The organism is Pseudomonas sp. NFIX10, assembly GCF_900111955.1.
Classification (GTDB): Bacteria; Pseudomonadota; Gammaproteobacteria; order Pseudomonadales; family Pseudomonadaceae; genus Aquipseudomonas; species Aquipseudomonas fluorescens_AA.
The window spans coordinates 174,255-195,933 of the sequence record NZ_FOKH01000003.1; the positions used below are offsets into that span (position 1 = coordinate 174,255).

The window sequence follows — 21,679 nt, forward strand, 5'->3', positions numbered from 1 at the left end:
AGTACGTGGTTATGTTTATAACCATAAATACTTATTGTTTATTTGTTAATGCTTTTAAGTGCTTAGTGAAGCGCCTTGATCAAATCACATGGGCACGCTGCAGTTCGGTCAGGGCCAGCGCCTTGAGTCGGGCCAGCAACGGGTTGCGCCGGTCTCGCGGATGGTCCAGTTGCACCGTCAACGCTTGGCGAATGCGGCTGGGGCGGTTGTCCATCACCAACACCCGGTCGCTCAGGTACAGCGCCTCGTCGACATCGTGAGTGACCAGCAACAAGGCGATCCCATGCCGCTCGGCCAGTTGCAGCAACAGGTCCTGCAATTTCATGCGGGTGAAGGCATCGACGGCGCTGAAGGGCTCGTCCAGCAACAGCACCTGCGGTCGCGCGTACAGGCCGCGGGCAATCGCCACCCGCTGCGCCATACCGCCGGACAACGCCTTGGGCAACGCGTCGGCAAAACCCGTGAGGCCGACTTCCTCGATCAACTGCGCGACCCAGGCCTTGTCGTAATCGTCGTCATCACTGAACCCGATGTTCTGTTGCACCGTCAGCCAGGGCATCAATCGCGGTTCCTGGAACACAAAGGCCAGGTGTTCGGTGTGGCTGAGCAGTTGCCCTTCGAAGTCTTTCTCCAGACCGGCGACGATGCGCAGCAAGGTGCTCTTGCCACAGCCGCTGGGGCCCAGCAGGCACACGGCTTCCCGGGGTTGCAGTTGCAGGTGGATATGATTGAGCACGGTAGTGTCGGCGAAAATCTTGCGCTCGACGTGGATGTCCAGCAGGGCTTGGGTCATGGCTCACTCCTCGGTGCCGTTAAAGGTGTCGCGCCAGGCCAGGAAATGTTTTTCCAGGGCGGCGAGGATGCCGTCGCTGAGCTTGCCCAGCAGGGCGAGCACGATGATCGCCGCCAGCACGATGTCCGGACGCGAGGTTTCGCGGCCATCGCTGAGCAGATAGCCCAGGCCTTTGGTCGCGGCGATCAGCTCGGCGGCCACCAGGAACATCCAGGCCAGGCTCATGCCGCCGCGCAACCCGGTGAACAGGCCGGGCAGGGCGGCGGGCAGGAGAATCCGCCGTACCAGACGGCGGCGGCTGAAGCCGTACATTTGGCCGACCTCCACCAGCTTGCGGTCGATGTTGCGAATCGCTGCCACGCCATTGAGGTACACGGGAAAGAACGCGCCGATGGCGATCAGCACCACCTTCGAGGTTTCGTCGATGCCCAGCCACAGCAGGAGCAATGGCACCCAGGCCAGGCTGGGGATCGAGCGCAGGCCGGCGAAGGTCGGCTCCAGATAGGCTTCGGCCTCCCGGCTCAAGCCAACCCAGGCGGCAAAGACCAACGCCAGGCTGGCGCCGATGGCAAAGCCCAGCAGCACTCGCAACAGGCTGGCGCTGATATGTTTCCAGAGCGCCCCCTCAGCCAGGTCGCCGAGGGTCAGGGCGATCTCGCTGGGGGCCGGCATCTGGTAGGCGGGCAGCCAACCGATGCGCACGATGATCTCCAGGAACACGACGATCAGCACCGGTAGGGCCAGCCCCTTGAGGCGCAGTCGCCAGCGGTCGGGATTGAACAGGGCCGCTTTACCCGATGCGGACAGGGCCAAATGGGGGCTGGAGAGGTCTTCGCTGTTACTGCTCATGGCGTTCCTCCGGCAACGCCGAATCCGCGCCAGGCGCGGATCGGTTGTCGCCTGGGCAAGGGTTATTGACGGGCCACGGCCTGCTGGCGGCCGGTGTCGAGCAATTGATCGATCACCTGGTCCACATTCACCCCGCGACGAACCAATTCTTCCGAGACCAGGATCGGCGCGGCAGCCTTGGAAGCCAGCACATCCTTGGCACTCAATTGCGGGCTGCCCAGGTCGGTGCGGGACAGTTGCAGCCGGGCGACTTCCAGCGGCAGTCCGGATTTGTCGGCCAGCAACTTGGCCAGCTCTAGCGGATGCTCCACCGCCCAGGCCCGAGCCTGTTCGTAGGCCGCAAGCACGGTGTCGATGGTCTGCGGATGCTCCTGGGCATATTTCTCCGTGACGCTGACCACGCCGTAGCTGTTGAAGGCGGGGTTGCGATACAGCAGGCGCGACCCGGCTTGTACTTCGCTGGCGGCCATGTGCGGGTCGAGACCGGCCCAGGCGTCGACATCGCCTTTTTCCAGGGCGGTACGACCGTCCGGGTGCTGCAGGTGCACCAGCTCCACATCGTCTTTCTTCAGCCCGGCCTGTTGCAGGCTGCGCAGGGTGAACAGGTAGGGATCGGTGCCTTTGGTGGCGGCGATTTTCTTGCCCTTGAGGTCGGCGACCGTCTGGTACGGCGAATCCTTGCGCACCACCAGGGCGGTCCATTCGGCGCGACTGTAGACATACACCGACTTGATCGGGCTGCCATTGGCCCGGCTCAGCACCGCGGCGAGGCTGGCGGACGAAGCGAAGTCGACGCCGCCGCTGTTGAGGTATTCCAGGGAGCGGTTACTGCCTTGGCTCAGGACCCAACTGACCTTGGTCTGGGGCAAGGCCTTTTCCAGGTAACCGAAGTGCTTGAGCACCAGGCTGACCGGCGAGTAATACGCATAATCCAGGTGCACTTCGGCCGGGGGGCTTTCTGCGGTCTGGGCCAGGGATGGCAGGCTCAACGCCAGGGCACAGGCACCGATCAGGGATCTGGCCAGGGCCAGTGAAAAACGGAAGTCGGGTTTCATGGAGCAGCTCCAGCAAGGCGGCGAGAAGGCAATGTTCTTATTTCCGAAAGATCGGAGCGCGGAAGAAAATCGCGCTTGAAAGGAATATTGCAGGCTCTGTGCCATAGCCGGCGAAAGGGCGATTTCCGGGTACCGCCCTGGGGTGAAGGCTTCAAGGAAATGTTGCCGGGGCAACAGTCTGTTGCGGCACTGTTGGGTCATGGACAGTGGCTGCTTATGACTATGAGCTTATGCGCTAAAAGAATTTCTAACGAGAATTACAAGAGCGTTATGTTCTATGAAATTCACTCAGGAATGCCTTCATGAAGTTCGCCCGATCCCTGCGCCGTCTGCTCCTCAGCACATTGTTCGTCGCTCCTTGGCTCCAGGCCAGTGAGCCGTTGGTCCTGCATGTCGGCGATCAGAACTATTACAACGTGCGGGCTTCGGTGGAGGCCTCGGGAGTGCTTGAGGGCGCCCCCTACCGCGTCGACTGGAAACACTTCCAAGCCGCCGCGCCCCTGGCCGAGGCGCTGAATACTGGCGACCTGGACCTGGGCTTTCTCGGCGATTCGGGTTTTCTGTTCCTGGCTGCCAAACAGGCCCCGGTGAAACTGATCGGTGTTTCGCGGCAGAACCCGGACACCATTGCGCTGTTGGTGCCCAAGGACTCACCGGTCAAGACCATCGCCGACCTCAAGGGCAAGAAGGTCGCCTATTGGCCGGGCGCGTGGAGCCAGCAACTGACCCTGCGGGCCCTGGAGCAGGCCGGCTTGCCGGAAAACCATGTGGAATTCATCAAGCTGATGCCGATCGACGCGGCGGCGGCCTTGCCCCAGGGCAGCATCGATGCCTTTCCAGTGTGGGAGCCCTACATCTCGCAACAGATCCTGTTCTCCGGCGCCCGGCCGATCCTGACGGCGAAAAACCTCATGCCCGGTCTCAGCGCCATTGCCGCTTCGACGCCGGCCATCGACAGCAAGCGCGAAGCCATCGCCGACTTCCTCGGCCGCGTGAAACAAGCCCGTACCTGGGTCGACAACCACACCGACTCATACGCGGACTTGTGGGCGAAAAAGGCCAACCTCGACCAGAACGTCTCACGCCATTGGTTGCGCCAGGCCCACATGAGCGTCGGCCCGGTGGATCGACAGGCCGCCGCCGACCTGCAAAGCACTGCGGACTTCCTGTTCAAGGTCAAGGCGCTGCCAGCCCCGCTGGCCACTGCCGGGATTATCGACACATCCTTCAGCCACGCCTTGAGCGAATAAGTCCCACCGTTTTTTGAGTCGCTCGCCAACATCCCATGCAGCTTCAATCCCCTGTGGGGGCGAGCTTGCTCGCGATAGCGGCGGGTCAGCTTGCAGAGATATTGACTGTGCCGCCGTCATCGCGAGCAAGCTCGCTCCCACAGTTTTTTGAGTTGTTCATAAACATCGCATGCACCTTCAATCCCTGTGGGAGCGAGCTCGCTCGCGATAGCGGTGGGTCAGTTTGCGGGGATGTTGACTGGTGTCGCCGTCAGCGCGAGCAAGCTTGCTCCCACCGTTTTCAAAGGCGGATGTCTTCAGGCCCACGGATCGGCGCTTCAATCCTCGTACCTGTCAGTCGCTCTTCATTGGAAAAACCGTCGTAGTCAGCCAAGTCGCCAAAGCGGATACCGGTCAGCGCTTCAATTCGATCGACGCTGCGTCGGTAGGTCTTGAGCGCTCCGAACACAAGTTCCAATTTTTCCAGTTCCTGGCGCTGGTCAATCATGTAGGCACTGGCCGAAGGTTTGCCGTCGTCACCGAGAAAGGCCACGACTTTCCAGAACGCAGTGGGGATCTGTACGCCTCTGTACGTTTGATCATCGCCGCGGAACAACGGCCCGGTAAATATCGTCGCCCTGGCTTTCCACCGGCGCGTGTTATCGAGGATGTAATCCTCAAGCTCGAGCCAGGTTTTTTGATTGAAGGCTGCCATCTGCGGCGAGCAATTGGTGAAGTGGAAGGTGTCGTTGTTGGCGGTCTGTGCATCGGAGCCCCAATTGGGGTCCTGTCGTCGGACCAGATGACCGCGATCCAGCAAATTGCCGGCGTACAGCGCTTCTCCAATCTGGGCATCGCTGGGGATTCGACCGTCGTATGCCCAGGCATCACGACCCCGGTCGATCTCGACACTGCGGGCGCCATCGATGTTGACGCCCGCCACCAGGGCCAGGCGTCGCCGTCGCGAAAGAACGATGGAGAAGTGCTGATAATCCAGGCGATTGTCGACGGTGCCGGTCGGGTAGACGTCATCGACCAACGTCGCTTCTACGCTTGGCCAAGGCACTATGAAGTCGCCGAGAAAGCCGCTGTCGTATCCCCGCCGGTCCCGCAACTGCACCGCCGGTGTGACGGCCGGCTCTGGCTGTTTGCCCAGTGTGCCGGACACGCGCCTGGCGGGTTCCTGCAGGGGCTGCAGATCGGCAAGCCGTGGTCGATGGGCGAAGTCCACCGGAAGTCCTTGTGGTGGCATGATCCTACCTCACTGAATGGGAACGAAAGTAATCAGCAAACGTAGCGAGCATGCTCCGGCACCATGAATTTTTTATGATGCTGCCTTGCGGACAAAACTGCGAAGGTGATCGCTCGCCTGTGACTAGGCCGCCTCCGCCGCCATGGCTGCCCGGACGCTGGGGCGCGTGGCGACTCGGGTCATGAACGACGCCAGCACCGGCCAATCCCCGATCTCGATATCGAACAACGGCAGCCAGTTCAAAACGGTGAACAGATAACCGTCGGCCAGGCCGAAGCTGCCCATCAGGTAGTCCTGTCGTGCAAGGGCCTGGCTGAGGTAGTCCAGGCGCTTGAACAGTCTTGCCTTGAAGATCGCCTTGGTGGGCTCTGCGATGTCGGCGTTGAACAGCGGGGCACAGCCGCTGTGGAGTTCGGCGCTGATGAAGTTCAACCACTCCTGCAGGCGAACCCGCTCCCAGGTGCCATTGGCCGGGGCCAGCGCGTTGCCGGGGACCAGGTCGGCCAGGTACTGGACAATGGCGGGCCCTTCGGTCAGCACGCTGCCGTTTTCCAACACCAAGGCGGCCACGTAGCCCTTGGGGTTGATGCTCAGGAAGTCGAGCCCGTCGGCGGTTCGCTTGGTCTTGTTGTCGACCCGGATCAATTCGAAGGGCAGACCCAATTCCCGCAGCACGATGTGCGGGGACAATGAGCAGGTCATGGGGGCAAAGTACAGTTTCATGGTTTCCTCACAGGGGCGGGCGGGCCGTCAGAATCGGTGAGGGGCGGGACATTTTCAAAGGACATCTTCAGTGCTAGCGTATGACAAAATCTCATGAGTGCAGCAAACCTCCATGGCCACCCGAATCCCTTCTCTCAATGGCCTTAAAGCATTCGAGTCAGCTGCCAGGCACATGAGCTTTACCAACGCCGCAGCAGAGCTGAACGTCACTCAGACAGCCATAAGCCATCAGATCCGCCGGCTCGAAGAGGAACTGGGTGTGCGCTTGTTCCTGCGGCTCAAGGACGGCCTGGCCCTGACCGCTGAAGGTCAGGCTTATTTCCCAGGCGTTCGGGCCGCCTTCCATGAACTGCGCTATTGCACCGAGACGTTGCTGGAAAGCCGCAGCAACAGTGTCTTGACGATCAGCACCCTGGTTTCGTTTGCCTCCAAATGGTTGCTGCCGCGGCTGGCCTCCTTCCAGCAGGCGTTCCCCAATATCGATGTGCGCGTCACTGCATCCACCGAACGGGTGGATTTTCGCAAGGGCGGCGTCGATGCGGCCATCCGTTACGGTGTCGGCGAATGGAAGGGCGTGCGGGCCGACTGGCTGATGGCCGACGAAATCTTCCCGGTCTGCAGTCCCAGGCTGTTGCAAGGTCCCACCCCCTTGCAGGACCCCGGCGATCTGGCCCGGCACACCTTGTTGCAGGTCAGCGGGGTGACCCGTGACGACTGGCGTTCGTGGTTGAGTGCCGCTGGCCAACCGAAAAGCCTGGCCGAAGGCAGCCGGCTCACCTTCGACCTGGCCATGATGGCTGTGCAGGCGGCGGTCGACGGCCTGGGTGTGTGCATCGGCCGCTCAACGTATGTCGAGGACGACCTCAAGGCGGGCCGCCTGGTTGCACCCTTCGATCTGCGACTGAAGTCTGACCTGGGTTTTTACTTCGTCACCCCACATGAACTGGCCGATGCCCCGAAGGTGCAGGCCTTTAGAACCTGGCTGATGGACTCGATAGGTTTTGGCGCCGAAACATAATTACGCCATACCGTTCAGCCCCCAGCGAGCCGGTCGATATATATACAAAGGTCCGGTTACTTCGAGGGTACGTCATGTTTAATAAAAAACTAAAAGATGAACTGACGGCTAGGACGGCCGAATTGGCAACGTACAAAGGATTGGTCGGCGCCCTGGAGCGGTCGATGGCGGTTATCGAGTTTAGCCCCGATGGCAAGGTCCTTCGGGCGAACGAGAATTTCCTGAGCACGATGGGGTACCGTGCGGATCAATTGGCCAGCCTGTCCCATCGGGATTTCTGCCCTCCTGCATTGGCGGGCAGCGCCGAGTACCGTGAATTCTGGAACAAGTTGCGCACCGGTCAATTCGTATCCGGCACGTTTCACCGCCGCAGCGCGTCAGGCCAGAACGTGTGGCTGGAAGCCAGCTACAACCCGGTGGTGGACGAACAAGGCCGTGTCGTGAAGGTGGTCAAGTACGCACTCGATGTCACCGCCAAGGTGACCGCCGAGGCCGAAACACGCGGCCGGCTGGCGGCCCTCGACCGAGCCATGGCGGTCATCGAGTTCGACCTGGGCGGCAACATCCTGACCGCCAACGACAACTTCCTGAATGTCATGCACTACTCACTGGCTGAACTCAAGGGCAAGCACCACCGGATGTTTTGCGAACCGAGCCTGGTGAGTAGTTCGGAGTACAGTGATTTCTGGCGTCGTCTGAACGCCGGTGAGTTTTTCAGCGGACAATTCAAGCGTCTCGGCAAAAACGGCAAAGTTGTCTGGCTGGAAGCCAGCTACAACCCGGTCTACGACGCCGAAGGCAAGTTGTGCAAGATTGTGAAGTTCGCCAGTGACATCACCGAACGGGTAGAGAAATTCGAAGAGGACTCACGCGGCGCCTCCCGTGCGTACCACATTTCCGCCGAGACCGAACGCGTGGCCGAGCAGGGCGCCCTGGTGATCCACCAGACCGCCAAGGAGATGCGCGAGATCGCCGACAACATCGGCGCCTCCGCGCGCCTGGTTGGGCAACTGGGCGCACGTTCGGAAGAGATCACGGCCATCGTCAATACCATTCGCGGCATTGCCGACCAGACCAACCTGCTGGCCCTCAACGCGGCCATCGAGGCTGCGCGGGCCGGCGATCAGGGGCGGGGGTTCGCGGTGGTGGCCGACGAGGTCCGGCAACTGGCCGGGCGCACCAGTCGTTCCACCTCGGAGATTGCCGAAATGATCGGCATGATCCTCTCCGAAACCCGCGATGCCGTCGCGAGCATGAACGTGACCCACGAGGGCGCCTTGCGCGGTGTCACCCTGGCAGACCAGGCCGGATCGGTCATCGTGCAGATCCGGAACGGGACCACCGATGCCCTCGATGCGGTGAGCATGTTCGCCTCCAAGCTCGACGAGTCCGAGGTGATTCCCAAAACGGCTATCGGCTGGGTGGGGTGAGGTGAGCTGAGCCCTCGCCCTGGCGATCCATGGACTTGAGCAGTTCAAGCAAGACTGTTCGCAGCTCCGGCGGTCGCACGGGCTTGGCCAGCACCGAGATATTCAGGCTTTGCAATGACTGGCGTATGCGCTCGATCTCGTGTCCGGTGATGACCAGCGCCGGGACTTGCCAGCCGCGCTGCTCGCGTATCGCGGCAATGCATTCGGCGCCCGAGACTTTCGTGCCCAGGTCGAAATCGGCGATGACGATGTCGCAATCGCTGGTCAGCCCCTCGCCGTCGCTGTGGGCCTCAACCTCGCAACCCCATTTTTCCAAAAGCGCCGACGTCGCCATCAGGACGTTGGCGTCGTCTTCCACCAGGCACACCCGTAATCCGTCCAAGCGATTCTGGACGGGCGACACCTTGGGCTCGATGGCCCTTGGCGCCGCCGGTTCGAGGCCGCTGATCGCCACCTTGGTGCCTTGTCCGACCGTGGAGCGAATGTGTATATCGACACCGAGTATCTGGCTGATGCGCTTGACGATGGACAGGCCCAGGCCAAGGCCCTCGACATCCTTGTCGCGCACATGGCGCACGCGGTAGAACTCCTTGAACACTTCGGGCAAATGTTCGGCGGCAATGCCGCGCCCCTTGTCGTAGATCACCACGGCCAGGCGCTTGCCCTGGCGCCGCACGCCGATCAGTACCGGTTGGCCGGGCGCGTATTTGAGGGCGTTGGACAGCAGGTTCTGGACCATCGTGGTCAGCATGCCTGGATTGACGCTGACCCAGTAAGGGCTGGCGCGCAGGCGCAGTTCGACCCCAGCCCAGCGAGCCGCCTCGGTGTTCTGCTTGACCACGTCCTGTAGTAGCGCGCCCAAGTGGACGGTATCGGCCTTCGGCATCAGTTGGCCATGGTCCAGGGTGTAGATATCGAGGATCGAACGGAACAGCTGCGACACGGTGTGCAGTGAACGGTCGATGTTGTCCACCAGCCGCAATTCCTCCAGGCCCAGCCTGGCGTCACGCAGGCAGGCGGTGAACAGGCCGATGGAGTGGATCGGTTGGCGCAGGTCATGGCTGGCCTGGGCCAGGAAGCGGGATTTTTCCTGGTTCGCGGCAATCGCTTCTTCCGAAGCAATGCGGGTGCGCTTGAGCAAAATGTGCGCATAGGCCGGCACCACGATGGTGGTGACGATCAGCATCAGGAACATATAGGGTTGGGTATGCCAGAACGGGTTGAGCCAGAAAATCAGCACCAGGGTCGACAGTGCGATAACGGTTGCCAGCGCCAGGTAGCGCGAGCCGAAGCGCATGCCGTTGCCCAGGGTGACCCAGAGCAGTGCGGCGTAGATCGGCAGTGCGCCTTCGCCACCGACGATCATGGAGAAAGCGACGCCGGTGTAGTCATGCAACATGGCGAAGAGACGCCGCCAGAAGAAATGCCCCGGCCAGCGTTTGATTGCCATGCGCAGGAACACCGAGGCGAAGATGAACGTGCTGATATAGACAATGATTGGCACATAACGCGCGGCGTCTTGGGAGAGGCTGGCCAGCACGACGATATACAACAGCGCACAGGCGCTGACGGTCAGGCGCAACGTGGCCTGGTCGAGTTCACTGTTCTTTTCCACGGGCGTTCGAACCTCATGTGTCTCTGGTGCCTTGAGCAAGCGTAGCGCCTAGCCCATCTGTGCTATTCAGAATTGTTGCCCGAGTCAGGATACTTCAGGAGGCATGACCACTCAGGACGTTGGGAGAGTACATGAACGGAGTCGTTCGTTTTTTCAGTGCGATCAGCGCCACGATACTGTGTGTTTCAGCGGCCCATGCAGGTAGCCAGGCGTGCACGATGGAAGGTGCAATGAACGTCATGGGGCAACACATCGAGGCGAAAGACTGCGTGCAAGCGAGCGATAAGCAACCGACGGCCAAGTTCCGTTCCAGCTGTGAATCCTTCGCCAACATGCCGGTCGCGCTTGGTGGCGAAGCGGGCAAGATCACCTACTCGCAAACCTGCCCGGAGAATCCCCAGGGCACCTGTGTGAATGTGAACGGGCAGGGCGTGGACTTCTATTACTACAGGCGTACCGCTGAGCTGTTGGACAGCACCCGCAAGGGGTGTGCCTTGAGTGGAGGAACCTGGAAGGAGTAGTTCGAGCATCACGGTCGTCGTTGCTTGAGGTTGGGGACAGGCTCGACGCCGTCCCCAACGATCAATAGGATCTTTTGTTGACGCAGGTGTGGGCGAACCGGTTGAAGCCGTCGTTCGCATCGAAGTTGGTGACGACGTTGTTTTTGTCAAAGGTCAGTGTAATGACACACGTCCCCGGCCTGATCGACGTGTCCCATTGGTTGGTCGTGACCATTACACCGTTTTGCATCTGGGTTTCGCTGCCCAGATAGATGTTTCTCCGATAAGAGCCGTCCATGAACCACTGGAGCGTTTTCGCTCCAGTCGCGTCGGAGACCGACTGCCGATCAGGCTCACCATAAATGTCCACGGCCTCGGCCAGTGTCTTGCCACGCCACATTTGCCGGGCAATGATCTCCTCCAGGCCACCGGTGGTGCCGCATCCGGTCAGCAGGGTGCTGGCAAATGCCAATACCCACAGCCAACGCCCATTGTATCTGCGCATCAAGACCGCCTCTCTTCAAGCCACCGATCAATGACGCCAGTGTCTTAGTAGACCCGGTAGTACTTGACCACGTCATCGACGAAATAGATGATCAATCTCGAACCCTGGGTTTGGCTCTGGGGTTTCTTGGTGCCGGTCGCGCTGCTGACATCATTGGCCACATCTTGCGCTTTCGAGAGTTGCGCCGACGTGTCGTACATTTTCAGGCTGGTCTCGGTGGAAACGTACTTATGGGCCAGCTTCATGTACTTATCCAGGCCCTCATCTTCCTTTTCGTAGGTCCAGTTCGATTCGTTGCTGGTACTTGTCGAATCAAGTTCTTCGCTGGTCGGTGCGCCGAACATCTGAGTGATCTGGCTTTTTGTCGTCTTGCCCGGAATGACCGTTTGCTTGAGGTAAGAGACGTCGTATTTTTTGGCGCCCTGATTCAAGGAGCCCATCAAGTTGCCCAAGTCACCGGTGTTTGCACAACCGTTGAGTACGCCCGCCAGCACGCACAGCGCCAATCCATTTCTAAGTGTTTTTCCATATTCGAAGGACATGATGACTTACCTTGAGTTAATGTCAGGACCATTCCATTTCAACCGCGCAGACGGTGAAGTTGACCCAGCATTGCGCCGCCTGTGGACTTATTTAATCCATAGGCTTCGCACACCATGACATTTCGATAGGCACAGTGAGACTGCACGGCGAATGGCGTGTTGGCTTTGTTTATGATTGGCTGTATGGACAGCCTTTGTATGGAGCGCCCACAGCTTAGGGGGAGAGTACTGGGCGAAGCTATAGTACAAGTGTGCTATGGCTTGGGAGGCGAGCAGGGAGGGTGACGCTCAATGAATATTTGCGGCCGTCATACATTTAATTGTCTTGTTTTTCCGACCATCCTCCATGGCTTGGGAAGTTGGAAAATTGCGCCGCGGCCGCCGCGCGCGTGGGGACACCCAGGGCTTTGAGCAGGCTCGATACATGGATACGCACCGTGAAGGGGGAAATGCCCAGGTCCCGGGCTATTTCCTTGTTGGTCTTGCCGGCCGCGATCAACCCAAGCACTTGCCGTTGGCGCACGGTCAGCTGGGAAAGCGCGTCGTCCTGTACCGAGCTTTCGGCTTGATACTTCACCACCACTTCGCCTTCGCGTATTGCCATGATGGCGTCGGCAATACCGGAGGGGTCGATATTCTTGCCGATGAAACCGTCGGCCCCCAGCGCCATCACCTGGGAAATAACATCGATGTCATCCATCATTGAAACCACAATAATGGAGGTCCGTTTGAATTCACTGCGCAACTGGCCTATGACTTGCAGCGATTTGATCCCGGGAAAGCGCAAGTCGAGTATCAGGGAGTCCACTTCCACCCCGGAACGCGCCAGTGCCAATACTTCATCCAGATTGCCAGCTTGTTCGATGGTGGCTGTCGGCAGAAGCCGTTCGATGGTTCTCAACATCCCTTCACGAAACAAAGGATGGTCATCTGCGACAATGACTCTGCACGTCATGCTTCAGATCCTTCTGACTTCAAGTTCGCGCATCGTAACCTAAACTGCCCCTCGGGTTTCGGTTTGAAACAAACTTTCATGTTGGAATAGTCCTTTGAATATGACGGAAAAGAATAGCGAGCTTGATCAGGCTACATTGAGATTGACGGTCGGGGCATGTACTGCGCTCTACATCATTGTGGTGGCCTTTCTGGCCAGCGACTTCGAAACCTATGTACCGATCCTGTGGTACATGGCCTTTTTCTTCGGCACCGCGCTCCCGCTGCGCATGGCGGTCAAGCGCTGGCCCGGGCACTTCTTCCTGCGTCGTCTTTTTGCCATGACCTTGGATTATGCAAGCCTCGCCTTCGCCTTGATCGTGGGTGGAGAGGGCATGCTGCCGGTGTACGCGGCAGTGCTCTGGGTCACGTTGGGCAATGGCATGCGCTTCGGCTCGCGCTACCTGGCGCTGGCAACCGTTCTCGCGCTGTCGACCCTGGGGGTGATTTTCATGCTCACGCCGTTCTGGCGTGGCCAGCCCTATCTGTTCCTGACGTTGATCGTCACTACCATCGTGGTGCCTGCCTATGCGCATATCCTGCTGACCCGTACCCGCATCGCTTCGGAAGAGGCGATTGCCGCGAACCAGGAGAAATCCCGCTTCCTGGCCCAGGCCAGCCATGACTTGCGCCAGCCGATCCACTCGATCGGCTTGTTCACCGCCTGCCTGCGCGATGCCCGGCTGGGACAGGAAGAGCTGCGACTGGTGGACAACATCGACCGTTCGCTGCACATCGTGTCGCAGCTGTTCCGTTCGATCCTGGACATCTACACCCTCGATAACGGGCAGCTTGAACCGCAGGCCGAATCCGTGCACCTGGGCGCGTTGCTCCAGGACGTGGTCAAGCAGAACACCGAAGCCGCCCGCTGGGCCGGTGTCGAGTTACGCCTGCGGCCTTGCCGGCACTGGGTCAGTGTCAATGCCGGTTTGTTGGCGACCATGGTGCAGAACCTGGTCTCCAATACGCTCAAATACGCCCCCGGCCAACCGGTATTGATCGGTGTGCGTCCGAAAGGCAGTGGCCTGGCCATCTTTATCTACGACAAGGGCCGGGGCATTGCCGCCGAACATCTGCCTGAGGTGTTCAAGGAGTTTTATCGGGTACGCCACGTCCGTGACAAGGATGTCGAGGGACTGGGCCTGGGGTTGTCCATCGTCAAGCGGATCAGCCACCTGATCAATCTGGACATTCAGCTGCACTCCCGGCTCGGCCAGGGCACGCGCGCCATGATCCAAGGGCTGGAAAGGGTCGCGCCAAGGGCTGTAGTGGACAGACCGGTACCCACGCAAAGCCGTTTGCAGGGTTTGCGGGTGTGCCTGGTGGAGGATGATGCCAACGTGCTGATGGCGACGTCTGCGCTGTTGGAGAAGTGGGGATGCGAAGTGGAAACCCACAACGACGGGGTAGGTGTGACCAGTGACTGCGACATCATCATTGCCGACTTTGACCTGGGTACGAAAGTATCGGGCGCCGAATGCATCGCCGCGATTCGCGAACAGCGGGGCTGGGAAGTCCCCGCCATGATCATGACCGGCCATGAAATCGAAAGAATTCGCCACGCGCTGCACCACATGAACATTTCGATCCTGGCCAAGCCCGTGCGGCCTCCGGAGTTGCGGGCGACCTTGCTCGAATTGACCAAGCATTTCGCCAGTGTCAGGCCATGAGCCCACCATTCCAGTTTATGAAACGGTGGATTGCAGTTTGTGCGTATTCCTGCGCAACCGCTTTGGGCAGAAGATGATCCCAGCCACTTGCACACCCGTGCAGAAGGTGGCGGAGAATCCCTAACCGTAGCGCACTGGCGCAGGCGTTCATGCTGCGAGCGCGAGGAGTAGCTGATGGACGAAGCCTTGCAAGTCAAAAACTCGCCCTGGCACGAAGGAGAGCTGACCTTGCAGCGCTCCGTCGGCGCGGTCGACATGATGGCCAGTGTCGGCCAACGGCAACTGGCGCGTACGTGGATGCCGGACCAGCACCGGGAGTTCTACGCCCAGTTGCCTTTCGTGGTGCTGGGGGCGGTGGACCGGCAAGGCGACGTGTGGGCGACCCTGCGCACGGGGCAGCCGGGTTTCATGAATTCTCCCGATCCGCAGACCCTGCACATCAACCTCGAGCCCGAGCCGAACGACCCTGCCCAGGAGGGCATGGGCGAGGGGGATGCCATCGGCATGCTGGGGATCGAATTGCACACCCGTCGGCGTAATCGCATGAATGGCGTCGTGCGCCGTCAGCTTGCCCCAGGGCTGGAGATTGCAGTGAGCCAGGCCTATGGCAACTGCCCTCGCTACATCAACCTGCGCCAGTATCAATTTGTCGACGCACAGGCGGTCGCGCCGCGGCAGTTGACCGTGTCGGACCCGCTGGTGCGGCGCCTGGTGACGGCGGCCGATTCGTTTTACATCGCCACCTACGTGGTGCGCGATGGCGAGCGGCAGGTCGATGCTTCTCACCGTGGCGGCAAGCCGGGGTTCGTGCGCATGGATGAAGACGGGTCGCTGACCATTCCGGATTTTTCCGGCAATCTGTTCTTCAACACCCTGGGCAACATCCTGCTCAACCCACGGGCCGGGCTGGTGTTCGTCGATTTCCAGACCGGCGATCTGCTGCAAATGAGTGGCTCGGCGCAAGTCTTGCTGGACGATCCCCAGATCAATGCCTTCCAAGGCGCCGAGCGGCTGCTGCGCTTCACACCGCAACGCATCGTCTATCGTCCGGCCGCCATCGCGCTGCGCTGGAAGGATCAGGAGGAAGGCGATTCGCCCAATTCATTGATGACCGGCAGTTGGGAGCAAGCCGCCGAGCGTTTGCAGGCTGAGGCGCTGCGTAGCCGCTGGCGTGCGTTGCGGGTTGCGCGAGTCGTGGATGAGAGCCACAACATTCGTTCGTTCTATCTGCAGGCGAGCGATGGCTTGGGTTTGCCCCGGTTTGAAGCCGGGCAACATTTGCCGGTGCGGATCCAGCTGGAGGGGCAGAAAGCGCCGTCGATCCGGACCTATAGCGTTTCCAGCGCGCCGTCGGATGACTTCCTGCGCATCAGCGTCAAGCGCGATGGATCGGTGTCGTCCCACCTGCATGAGCAGGTGCGGGCGCTGCACGAGATCGAAGCGCGGGCGCCCCAGGGCCATTTCACCGTCCAGGCCACCGAGCAGCGTCCGTTGGTATTGCTGGCAGCGGGGGTGGGCATCACGCCGCTGTTGTCGATGTTGCGCGAGGTGGTTTACCAGGGGCAACGCATCAGCCGCATGCGCCCGGTCTGGCTGGTGCAAAGCGCCCGCTCGGTGGCCGACCTGGCGTTCCGTGAAGAGATCGACGAACTGGCCGCCCGTGCCGGCGACAAGCTCCAGATTGTGCGCATGGTCAGCCAACCGCCCACCGAAGCAACGGTGGGTGAAGGTTATGACCTGGCGGGCCGGATCGATGTGGAACTGCTGAAGAAACTGCTGCCGCTCAACGACTACGACTTCTATCTGTGCGGGCCGGGCAGCTTTACCCAGGCGCTGTACGACGGGCTGCGCAAATTGCGCATCCCTGACGATCGCATCCATGCGGAAACCTTCGGTCCCTCCACCCTTGTGCGGGACATCGAAGTCAGCATGCCGGCGCCCCAGCAAGTGCCGGCCGCGACTGAAGCGGTGAAGGTCCTGTTCGCCAGTTCCGGCAAGGAGGCCCGTTGGGAACCCGGCGGCGGAACGCTGCTGGAACTGGCCGAGGCGCGCGGCCTGAACCCGGAATTCAGCTGCCGCGGCGGTTCCTGCGGCACCTGCAAAACCCGCTTGAGCCGCGGCCAGGTGCATTACCTGAGCCAGCCGGCCGAACCGGTTGGCGAGGGCGAAGTGCTGATCTGCTGCGCGGTGCCGGCCCAAGGCAGCGAGCCGTTGGTGCTTGAGGTCTAGGCTTGCGATCGTTTCACGGGGTGAAATGCTGGATTGTAAAAGCTGGTGATTCCACTGTCCGGAGCAGGAGCAGAGGATAGCGCCATCGACGCGATCATCGCTTCGAGCCCAAACAACATGGAGTACGTCATGCCTGAGAACGCGATCAAACTTTATCGCCACCCGTTGTCGGGTCACGCCCATCGTGTCGAGCTGATGCTCTCGCTGCTGGGCCTGCCGACCGAGCTGGTATTCGTGGACTTGATGAAAGGCGAGCACAAGACCCCGGAGTTCCTCGCCATCAACAGCTTCGGCCAGGTGCCGGTGATCGATGACAACGGTGTGGTGCTGGCCGACTCGAACGCGATCCTGGTCTACCTCGCGGCCAAGTACGGCAAGGGTCAGTGGTTGCCCAGTGATCCGCTCGCCCAGGCCCGGGTGCAGCGCTGGCTTTCGGTGGCCGCGGGCCAGATCAACCAGGGGCCGGCCAACGCCCGATTGATCACCGTCTTCGGCGCCGGCTATGACGCCGAAGACGCCATCAAGCGTTCCCACGCCCTGTTGAAGGTGATGGAGACGGAGCTGGGGCAAAGCCGGTTCCTGGCCGGTAAGCAACCGACCATCGCTGACGTGGCCGCGTACACCTATGTGTCCCACGCACCGGAAGGCAACGTCGCGCTGACCGACTACCCGAACGTGCGTGCCTGGCTGGGCAGCATCGAAGCCTTGCCGAATTTCGTCGGCATGCAGCGCACCGCCAAGGGCTTGCAGCAAGCCTGAGTCAAACCGCAGGCGCTTGCCGGGGCCATCTTCCGGCAGGCCTTGAGGCCGTAACCGCCACCTATGTTCAATCTCCCTCAAGCCAGGCTGGATCACCCATGGATCGCTTTCAGGAAATGCAGATTTTCATGATGGTGGCCGAGGAGGAAGGGTTCGCCGCTGCCGCCCGGCGCTTGCGCATTTCGCCACCGAGCGTGACGCGGGCCATTGCGGCGATGGAAGAACGGATCGGCACCCAGCTGCTGTCCCGTACCACCCGCACTGTGCACCTGACCGAAGCGGGGCAACGCTACCTGGAAGATTGCCGGCGGATCCTGAGTGAGCTCGAAGAGGCCGAGGAGGCCGCCGCCGGCAGCTACTCGATCCCGTGCGGGTATCTGACGGTCACCGCGCCGGTGCTGTTTGGCGAGTTGTACATCGCGCCCTTGCTGACGGATTACCTGGATCAGTTTCCCTCGGTGCACCTCAATGCCTTGTTGGTCGACCGTTTGGTGAATATCGCGGACGAGGGCATCGATGTGGCGATCCGCATCGGCCATTTGCAGGAAAACAATCAGCACGCCATCAAGGTCGGTGAGGTACGCCAAGTGATTTGCGGCGCCCCGGCCTATTTCCAGCGCCATGGACGGCCAACCCACCCTGGCGAGTTGAGCAAGGCCAATATCGTGATGTCTTCAGCCAGTCATTTGCTGAGCCACTGGCAGTTCATGGACGAAGCGAACTCGCTGAGCCTGCGGGTTGATCCACGCCTGGTGGTGACCGCGAATCAGGCTGCGATCAATATCGCCCGCCAAGGCTGGGGCGTTACCCGGGTATTGTCCTATCAAGTGGCCCGGCAGGTCGCCGAGGGTGAACTGGAAGTGGTGCTCAAGGCCTTCGAACCCCCGGCGTTGCCGATTCACGTGGTGTATCAGAAGAGCAATCGAGTGCCGGCCAAGGTGCGTACGTTCGTGGACTTCCTCGCGGATCGGCTGGGGGACGACGTCACGCTCAAGCCTGTCGTGAAAGGCACCGGCTGATGGCGCGCCACCATGAAATGCTGGTATTCCACGCGCTGTCGCAGTGCCCCAGCCTCGCCTCGGCCGCCCAACGCCTCAACGTCTCCGGACAGACCGTGATGCGTGCGGTCGCTCGACTGGAAGCGCGGCTGGGTGTGCGGTTACTGTCACGAAGCACGCGCGGGGTGGTGCTGACGGAAGCCGGGGTCGGCTTCATGGCCGATTGTTCACGCATCCTCAAGGCCGTTGACGAGGCTGAAGCATCGGCCAAGGGCTGGCATGTCCAGGCGCAGGGCAATTTGACGATTCTGTTGCCCACGTTGTTCAGCCGTTATGTCATGGCCCCGGTATTGGCCGGCTACCTGGATCACTTTCCCGAGATCAGGGTATTGGCCCACTACCATGATCGTTTCCCGAACATGCATGAGGAAGGGCTGGATGTCGCGGTGCTGGTTGGGCATCTGCCCAGTTGCTCATTGATCGCACGGCCTGTCGGCAGTGTTCGCTCGCTCGTCTGCGCCAGTCCGGGTTACCTGGCCAGGCATGGTGAGCCGGTTGTGCCGCGGGATTTGCACGAGCATCGACTGATCGCCACGCAGGCCAACCAGGACTGGGTCCAGTGGTCTTTTCAACAGCAGGGCGAGGCCAATGGCTTCAAGGCCCGCACGCGGCTCAGTTGCGCCACGCTACAGGCGGCCATCGAGGCTGCGGCTCATGGGGCCGGGTTGACGCGCTGCTTGAGCTATCCGTTGTACGACTATCTGAGCAGCGGACGCCTGCGCAGGGTCTTGCAAGCCTATGAGCCGCCCTCCATGCCCGTGCAGGTGGTCTACCGTGAAAGACGCAAGGCACCGATGCGTGTGCGCAGTTTCGTGGACTACATCGTCGAGCACCTGCGCGAGCACCCGGCCCTGCGAGCGGATATCTCTTGATAGTCAGCGTGGGTTTGGGGCCTGGATCCCACGGCGCACCCGCCCTGGCGCCTCGCCATAGATTTCCTTGAATTTCTTGCTGAACGCAGCCTGGGATTGGTAGCCGACCTGTACGGCAATGTCGCTCAACCCCAGGTGTGAGTGGCTGAGCAGACTGAAGGCCAGCTCCATTCGCACTTGCGTCAACAGTACCCACGGCGAGACGCCGCCCAGCTTGACGAATGCCCGCATGAAATTGGCCCGGGACATGCTCGCGAGGTCCGCCAGGCCCTGAATGGTCCACTCGTGCGCAGGGTCCGCCAGCATCGCCTGCCAGGCCCGGCCCAGGCGCTTGTCGCCGAGCAGGGCCAGCGAGCCGCTGTCCTGGCCATGGCTCGCCAGGTGCGCACGTAGAATCAGGGTGAACAGGGCCTGGGACAAGGCGTCGAGCAAGAAGCGAGCGCCGGGCTGGTTCTCATCCGCTTCCCCGCGAAGGATTTCCACCAACGCCGGCAAAGGTCCGTTGGCCGGTAATGCGCCGCTGGGAATCACCAGGTAGTCGGGCAGGGCACTGAACAGCAACGAAGCCCGGTTGAAGTGAAAACCACCGCAAAGCATGTCCAGCTCCGCGCTGGCACCGCCAATGCGGTGAATCGGCAGGGCGCCCCCGGTCACGATCCGGGGTAAGGTCGGCGTCACCATTTTTCCAGGGCTGTGCATGAGGTGCGGGGCGCCTCGCGGCAGCAGCAGGATGTCACCGGCGCGCATGGGCAAGCGCTGCCCATCGGCAAACTCGACGCGGCATTCGCCGGCCAGCACGATGTGATAGGGCGCCGTGCCCAGGGCCTGCTGGCCGTGTTCCAGGGCCCAGTCGCCCTGGAACTGACAGCGCAGGTCCAGGCTGCCGCGAACGTTGGCCAGGCTGATGAGTTTATCGATCGCATTCATTTGAGCGTTTCGCCAAAAAAACTGAGCGGATTGAGCAAAGCCGAGTGGCGCCAGGGTGAAAAACTGAGGGCGTCAAAACAGTACACCCAACCCACTCAGGAGTTAATGCCATGTTCAATAACTGGTCCGAATTGTTGCCCACTATTCAAAAGGCGTTTGGCGCGCTGGGCCGCAGTAACCCGAAAATGGTCAAGGCCTATATGGCGCTCGGGGAAGCCGCCAGCGAAAACAACGTGCTCGATGCCAAGACCTGCGAGCTGATCTCGATCGCCATCGCCGTGACCACCCGTTGCGACGGTTGTATCGCCGCCCATACGGATGCGGCGATCAAGGCGGGGGCGAGCCGTGAGGAGGTCGCAGCGGCCCTGGCCACTGCGATTTCGTTGAATGCGGGCGCTGCCTACATTTACTCGCTGCGGTCGCTTGAGGCGTATGACACGCTGAAAAAACCGGTGTGACTTATAGCCGGTCCCAAGCCTGGTTTGCCGTGCACTTAAGAAAAATGATGGACCTGTGGCGAGGGAGCTTGCTCCCGCTCGGCTGCGAAGCAGTCGTAAACCGGCGGGTGCGGTGTGTCTGATGCTCCGCATTTGGCAGGTTTTGGGGCCGCTTCGCAGCCCAGCGGGAGCAAGCTCCCTCGCCACGGTTGGGGGCTTGGCCATCGCGTTCGTGGCGGATGTGGACGCAAGATGTCCCCTATACAATGCATCGCAATTACCCAAGCTCCAGGTGGTGGTTCCGATGTTGCTACGTCACTTGCGCTATCTGCTGGCGGTCGCTGACCACGGTGGTTTCACGCGCGCCTCCGAGGTGTTGCACGTGTCGCAGCCGACCCTGTCGCAACAGATCCGGCAACTGGAAGAAACCCTCGGCGTGAGTCTGTTCGACCGTACGTCTCGCACAGTCAGGCCCACGGATGCCGGGACGGCCTATATCGAATGCGCCCGGCGGGTGCTGGTGGAGCTGGCCGCCGGCAAGCGCGCGCTGCACGACGTCAAGGACCTGTCCCGCGGCAGCTTGAGGCTGGCCATGACCCCAACGTTCATGGCTTACCTGGTCGGGCCACTGGTGCGTGACTATCGAGCGCGATATCCGAATATCCATCTGCAAATCTTCGAGTTGTCGATGGTCGATATCGAGGAGGGCTTGGCGAATGACACGTTAGACATCGCCATCGCATTTGACCAGGTCAGGAGCGCCGATATCGAATCGATCCCGGCATTCACCGAAACCCTGGGGCTGATGGTGGGGCGCAATCATCCGTTGTATGACTGCCAGGCCGCATTGACGGCTGAGCAGGTCGGGCAACTGGAGTTCGCCTTGTTGAGCCCGGACTTTGCCACCCGTACGTGCATCGACGACTACTTCGTCCAGGCTCGGATCACGCCCAAGGTGAGCATTGAGGTGAACTCGGTCAGCACGTTGCTGGAAGTGATTGGGCATTCGGCCGTCGCCACCATTCTTCCGGAACCCATCGCCACCCAGGAGCGCGCACTGCGCAAGCTGGCGCTGCAGGACGCGGCGCCCCGACGTGGAGCTTCGCTGTTGCGGCGCAAGAACAACTATCACAGCGCGGCGTCCGTGGCTTTCATGGAGACACTGTTGCACGGGATGGATGGCTTTGGGGCCGCTGATCGAGGTGGGCAACTGCCCTAGACAA

General features: G+C 60.9%; 20 protein-coding genes and 2 pseudogenes. 12 read left to right on the forward strand and 10 right to left on the reverse strand.

The features are described 5' to 3' along the window. Positions 1 to 79: 79 nt before the first annotated feature. The 3 genes from BM321_RS04310 to BM321_RS04320 form a co-directional block, all read right to left on the reverse strand. Positions 80 to 793 carry an ABC transporter ATP-binding protein gene (locus BM321_RS04310; RefSeq protein ID WP_092441636.1) on the reverse strand — a complete coding sequence of 238 codons (714 nt, stop codon included), beginning with the start codon at positions 791 to 793 and terminating at the stop codon, positions 80 to 82. Between the two features lie 3 nt (positions 794 to 796). Next, positions 797 to 1,642 (reverse strand): ABC transporter permease, encoded by an 846-nt coding sequence (locus BM321_RS04315; RefSeq protein WP_092441637.1) that lies wholly within the window; start codon positions 1,640 to 1,642, stop codon positions 797 to 799. Positions 1,643 to 1,704: 62 nt separating this feature from the next. Further along, positions 1,705 to 2,697, reverse strand: a complete 993-nt coding sequence (locus BM321_RS04320; protein WP_092441638.1) for an aliphatic sulfonate ABC transporter substrate-binding protein — start codon at positions 2,695 to 2,697, stop codon at positions 1,705 to 1,707. Positions 2,698 to 2,999: 302 nt separating this feature from the next. On the opposite strand from BM321_RS04320, the gene BM321_RS04325 reads away from it, so the two are divergent. Further along, positions 3,000 to 3,947: an ABC transporter substrate-binding protein gene (locus tag BM321_RS04325; protein WP_092327642.1), complete on the forward strand. Its 948-nt coding sequence runs from the start codon at positions 3,000 to 3,002 to the stop codon at positions 3,945 to 3,947. A 280-nt stretch (positions 3,948 to 4,227) separates the two neighbouring features. Here BM321_RS04325 and BM321_RS04330 read toward each other — a convergent pair whose 3' ends face one another. Together BM321_RS04330 and gstA are read right to left on the reverse strand one after the other, a co-directional pair. After that, positions 4,228 to 5,178, reverse strand: coding sequence for a DNA/RNA non-specific endonuclease (locus BM321_RS04330; protein ID WP_092441639.1), 951 nt, complete (start codon positions 5,176 to 5,178; stop codon positions 4,228 to 4,230). Positions 5,179 to 5,301: 123 nt separating this feature from the next. After that, the gene (gene gstA, locus BM321_RS04335; RefSeq protein ID WP_092441640.1) at positions 5,302 to 5,901 is read right to left on the reverse strand and encodes a glutathione transferase GstA; all 600 of its coding nucleotides are present in this window, start codon (positions 5,899 to 5,901) and stop codon (positions 5,302 to 5,304) included. 112 nt (positions 5,902 to 6,013) lie between these two features. Between gstA and BM321_RS04340 the strand changes: the two genes are divergently transcribed. From BM321_RS04340 to BM321_RS31185, 3 genes and pseudogenes are all read left to right on the forward strand, one after another. Next, a complete protein-coding gene (locus BM321_RS04340) occupies positions 6,014 to 6,919 on the forward strand; it encodes a transcriptional regulator GcvA (RefSeq protein ID WP_092441641.1) in 906 nt (301 codons plus the stop codon). A 164-nt stretch (positions 6,920 to 7,083) separates the two neighbouring features. After that, positions 7,084 to 7,761: pseudogene (locus tag BM321_RS31180) on the forward strand (PAS domain-containing protein); the annotation flags it as partial. 114 nt (positions 7,762 to 7,875) lie between these two features. Further along, a pseudogene (locus BM321_RS31185) lies at positions 7,876 to 8,349 on the forward strand (methyl-accepting chemotaxis protein); the annotation flags it as partial. Here BM321_RS31185 and BM321_RS04350 read toward each other — a convergent pair. After that, positions 8,330 to 9,964, reverse strand: a complete 1,635-nt coding sequence (locus BM321_RS04350; protein ID WP_092441643.1) for an ATP-binding response regulator — start codon at positions 9,962 to 9,964, stop codon at positions 8,330 to 8,332. The pseudogene BM321_RS31185 and the gene BM321_RS04350 sit on opposite strands and share 20 nt — an antisense overlap. Before the next feature lie 131 nt (positions 9,965 to 10,095). Here BM321_RS04350 and BM321_RS04355 point away from each other — a divergent pair, with 131 nt between their 5' ends. Next, positions 10,096 to 10,485 carry a hypothetical protein gene (locus BM321_RS04355; RefSeq protein WP_139230449.1) on the forward strand — a complete coding sequence of 130 codons (390 nt, stop codon included), beginning with the start codon at positions 10,096 to 10,098 and terminating at the stop codon, positions 10,483 to 10,485. Positions 10,486 to 10,546: 61 nt separating this feature from the next. Here the strand turns inward: BM321_RS04355 and BM321_RS04360 are convergent, their stop codons facing one another. The 3 genes from BM321_RS04360 to BM321_RS04370 all read right to left on the reverse strand — a co-directional run bounded on the left by BM321_RS04360 (position 10,547) and on the right by BM321_RS04370 (position 12,466). Further along, on the reverse strand, positions 10,547 to 10,972 hold the full coding sequence (locus tag BM321_RS04360; RefSeq protein WP_139230448.1) for a hypothetical protein: 426 nt from the start codon (positions 10,970 to 10,972) through the stop codon (positions 10,547 to 10,549). 41 nt (positions 10,973 to 11,013) lie between these two features. Beyond that, on the reverse strand, positions 11,014 to 11,511 hold the full coding sequence (locus tag BM321_RS04365; protein WP_092441646.1) for a hypothetical protein: 498 nt from the start codon (positions 11,509 to 11,511) through the stop codon (positions 11,014 to 11,016). A 316-nt stretch (positions 11,512 to 11,827) separates the two neighbouring features. Further along, the gene (locus BM321_RS04370) at positions 11,828 to 12,466 is read right to left on the reverse strand and encodes a response regulator (protein WP_092327652.1); all 639 of its coding nucleotides are present in this window, start codon (positions 12,464 to 12,466) and stop codon (positions 11,828 to 11,830) included. Positions 12,467 to 12,566: 100 nt separating this feature from the next. On the opposite strand from BM321_RS04370, the gene BM321_RS04375 reads away from it, so the two are divergent. From BM321_RS04375 to BM321_RS04395, 5 genes are all read left to right on the forward strand, one after another. Next, the gene (locus BM321_RS04375; protein ID WP_092441647.1) at positions 12,567 to 14,174 is read left to right on the forward strand and encodes an ATP-binding response regulator; all 1,608 of its coding nucleotides are present in this window, start codon (positions 12,567 to 12,569) and stop codon (positions 14,172 to 14,174) included. Between the two features lie 174 nt (positions 14,175 to 14,348). Next, on the forward strand, positions 14,349 to 16,403 hold the full coding sequence (locus BM321_RS04380) for a 2Fe-2S iron-sulfur cluster-binding protein (RefSeq protein ID WP_092441648.1): 2,055 nt from the start codon (positions 14,349 to 14,351) through the stop codon (positions 16,401 to 16,403). Positions 16,404 to 16,532: 129 nt separating this feature from the next. Next, positions 16,533 to 17,162, forward strand: coding sequence for a glutathione S-transferase family protein (locus BM321_RS04385; RefSeq protein ID WP_092441649.1), 630 nt, complete (start codon positions 16,533 to 16,535; stop codon positions 17,160 to 17,162). A gap of 98 nt (positions 17,163 to 17,260) precedes the next feature. Beyond that, positions 17,261 to 18,181 carry a LysR family transcriptional regulator gene (locus tag BM321_RS04390; protein ID WP_092441650.1) on the forward strand — a complete coding sequence of 307 codons (921 nt, stop codon included), beginning with the start codon at positions 17,261 to 17,263 and terminating at the stop codon, positions 18,179 to 18,181. Next, complete coding sequence (locus BM321_RS04395) at positions 18,181 to 19,092, forward strand: LysR family transcriptional regulator (RefSeq protein ID WP_092441651.1); 912 nt, start codon at positions 18,181 to 18,183, stop codon at positions 19,090 to 19,092. Before BM321_RS04390 ends, BM321_RS04395 begins: the two co-directional genes overlap by 1 nt. A gap of 3 nt (positions 19,093 to 19,095) precedes the next feature. Here the strand turns inward: BM321_RS04395 and BM321_RS04400 are convergent, their stop codons facing one another. Then, entirely contained in the window at positions 19,096 to 20,019 is a 924-nt protein-coding gene (locus BM321_RS04400) for an AraC family transcriptional regulator (RefSeq protein ID WP_092441652.1), read from the reverse strand. A 110-nt stretch (positions 20,020 to 20,129) separates the two neighbouring features. Here BM321_RS04400 and BM321_RS04405 point away from each other — a divergent pair, with 110 nt between their 5' ends. Further along, positions 20,130 to 20,477 (forward strand): carboxymuconolactone decarboxylase family protein, encoded by a 348-nt coding sequence (locus BM321_RS04405; protein ID WP_092441653.1) that lies wholly within the window; start codon positions 20,130 to 20,132, stop codon positions 20,475 to 20,477. Between the two features lie 283 nt (positions 20,478 to 20,760). Further along, positions 20,761 to 21,675: a transcriptional regulator CynR gene (gene cynR / locus BM321_RS04410; protein WP_092441654.1), complete on the forward strand. Its 915-nt coding sequence runs from the start codon at positions 20,761 to 20,763 to the stop codon at positions 21,673 to 21,675. Positions 21,676 to 21,679 lie beyond the last annotated feature (4 nt).

What these genes read in the sequence shown, in the direction of transcription:
- BM321_RS04310 (WP_092441636.1), bottom strand. Translation starts at nt 793, where the DNA reads ATGACCCAAGCCCTGCTGGACATCCACGTCGAGCGCAAGATTTTCGCC.
- BM321_RS04315 (WP_092441637.1), bottom strand. Translation starts at nt 1,642, where the DNA reads ATGAGCAGTAACAGCGAAGACCTCTCCAGCCCCCATTTGGCCCTGTCC.
- BM321_RS04320 (WP_092441638.1), bottom strand. Translation starts at nt 2,697, where the DNA reads ATGAAACCCGACTTCCGTTTTTCACTGGCCCTGGCCAGATCCCTGATC.
- BM321_RS04325 (WP_092327642.1), top strand. Translation starts at nt 3,000, where the DNA reads ATGAAGTTCGCCCGATCCCTGCGCCGTCTGCTCCTCAGCACATTGTTC.
- BM321_RS04330 (WP_092441639.1), bottom strand. Translation starts at nt 5,178, where the DNA reads ATGCCACCACAAGGACTTCCGGTGGACTTCGCCCATCGACCACGGCTT.
- gstA (WP_092441640.1), bottom strand. Translation starts at nt 5,901, where the DNA reads ATGAAACTGTACTTTGCCCCCATGACCTGCTCATTGTCCCCGCACATC.
- BM321_RS04340 (WP_092441641.1), top strand. Translation starts at nt 6,014, where the DNA reads ATGGCCACCCGAATCCCTTCTCTCAATGGCCTTAAAGCATTCGAGTCA.
- BM321_RS04355 (WP_139230449.1), top strand. Translation starts at nt 10,096, where the DNA reads ATGAACGGAGTCGTTCGTTTTTTCAGTGCGATCAGCGCCACGATACTG.
- BM321_RS04365 (WP_092441646.1), bottom strand. Translation starts at nt 11,511, where the DNA reads ATGTCCTTCGAATATGGAAAAACACTTAGAAATGGATTGGCGCTGTGC.
- BM321_RS04370 (WP_092327652.1), bottom strand. Translation starts at nt 12,466, where the DNA reads ATGACGTGCAGAGTCATTGTCGCAGATGACCATCCTTTGTTTCGTGAA.
- BM321_RS04375 (WP_092441647.1), top strand. Translation starts at nt 12,567, where the DNA reads ATGACGGAAAAGAATAGCGAGCTTGATCAGGCTACATTGAGATTGACG.
- BM321_RS04380 (WP_092441648.1), top strand. Translation starts at nt 14,349, where the DNA reads ATGGACGAAGCCTTGCAAGTCAAAAACTCGCCCTGGCACGAAGGAGAG.
- BM321_RS04385 (WP_092441649.1), top strand. Translation starts at nt 16,533, where the DNA reads ATGCCTGAGAACGCGATCAAACTTTATCGCCACCCGTTGTCGGGTCAC.
- BM321_RS04390 (WP_092441650.1), top strand. Translation starts at nt 17,261, where the DNA reads ATGGATCGCTTTCAGGAAATGCAGATTTTCATGATGGTGGCCGAGGAG.
- BM321_RS04395 (WP_092441651.1), top strand. Translation starts at nt 18,181, where the DNA reads ATGGCGCGCCACCATGAAATGCTGGTATTCCACGCGCTGTCGCAGTGC.
- BM321_RS04400 (WP_092441652.1), bottom strand. Translation starts at nt 20,019, where the DNA reads ATGAATGCGATCGATAAACTCATCAGCCTGGCCAACGTTCGCGGCAGC.
- BM321_RS04405 (WP_092441653.1), top strand. Translation starts at nt 20,130, where the DNA reads ATGTTCAATAACTGGTCCGAATTGTTGCCCACTATTCAAAAGGCGTTT.
- cynR (WP_092441654.1), top strand. Translation starts at nt 20,761, where the DNA reads ATGTTGCTACGTCACTTGCGCTATCTGCTGGCGGTCGCTGACCACGGT.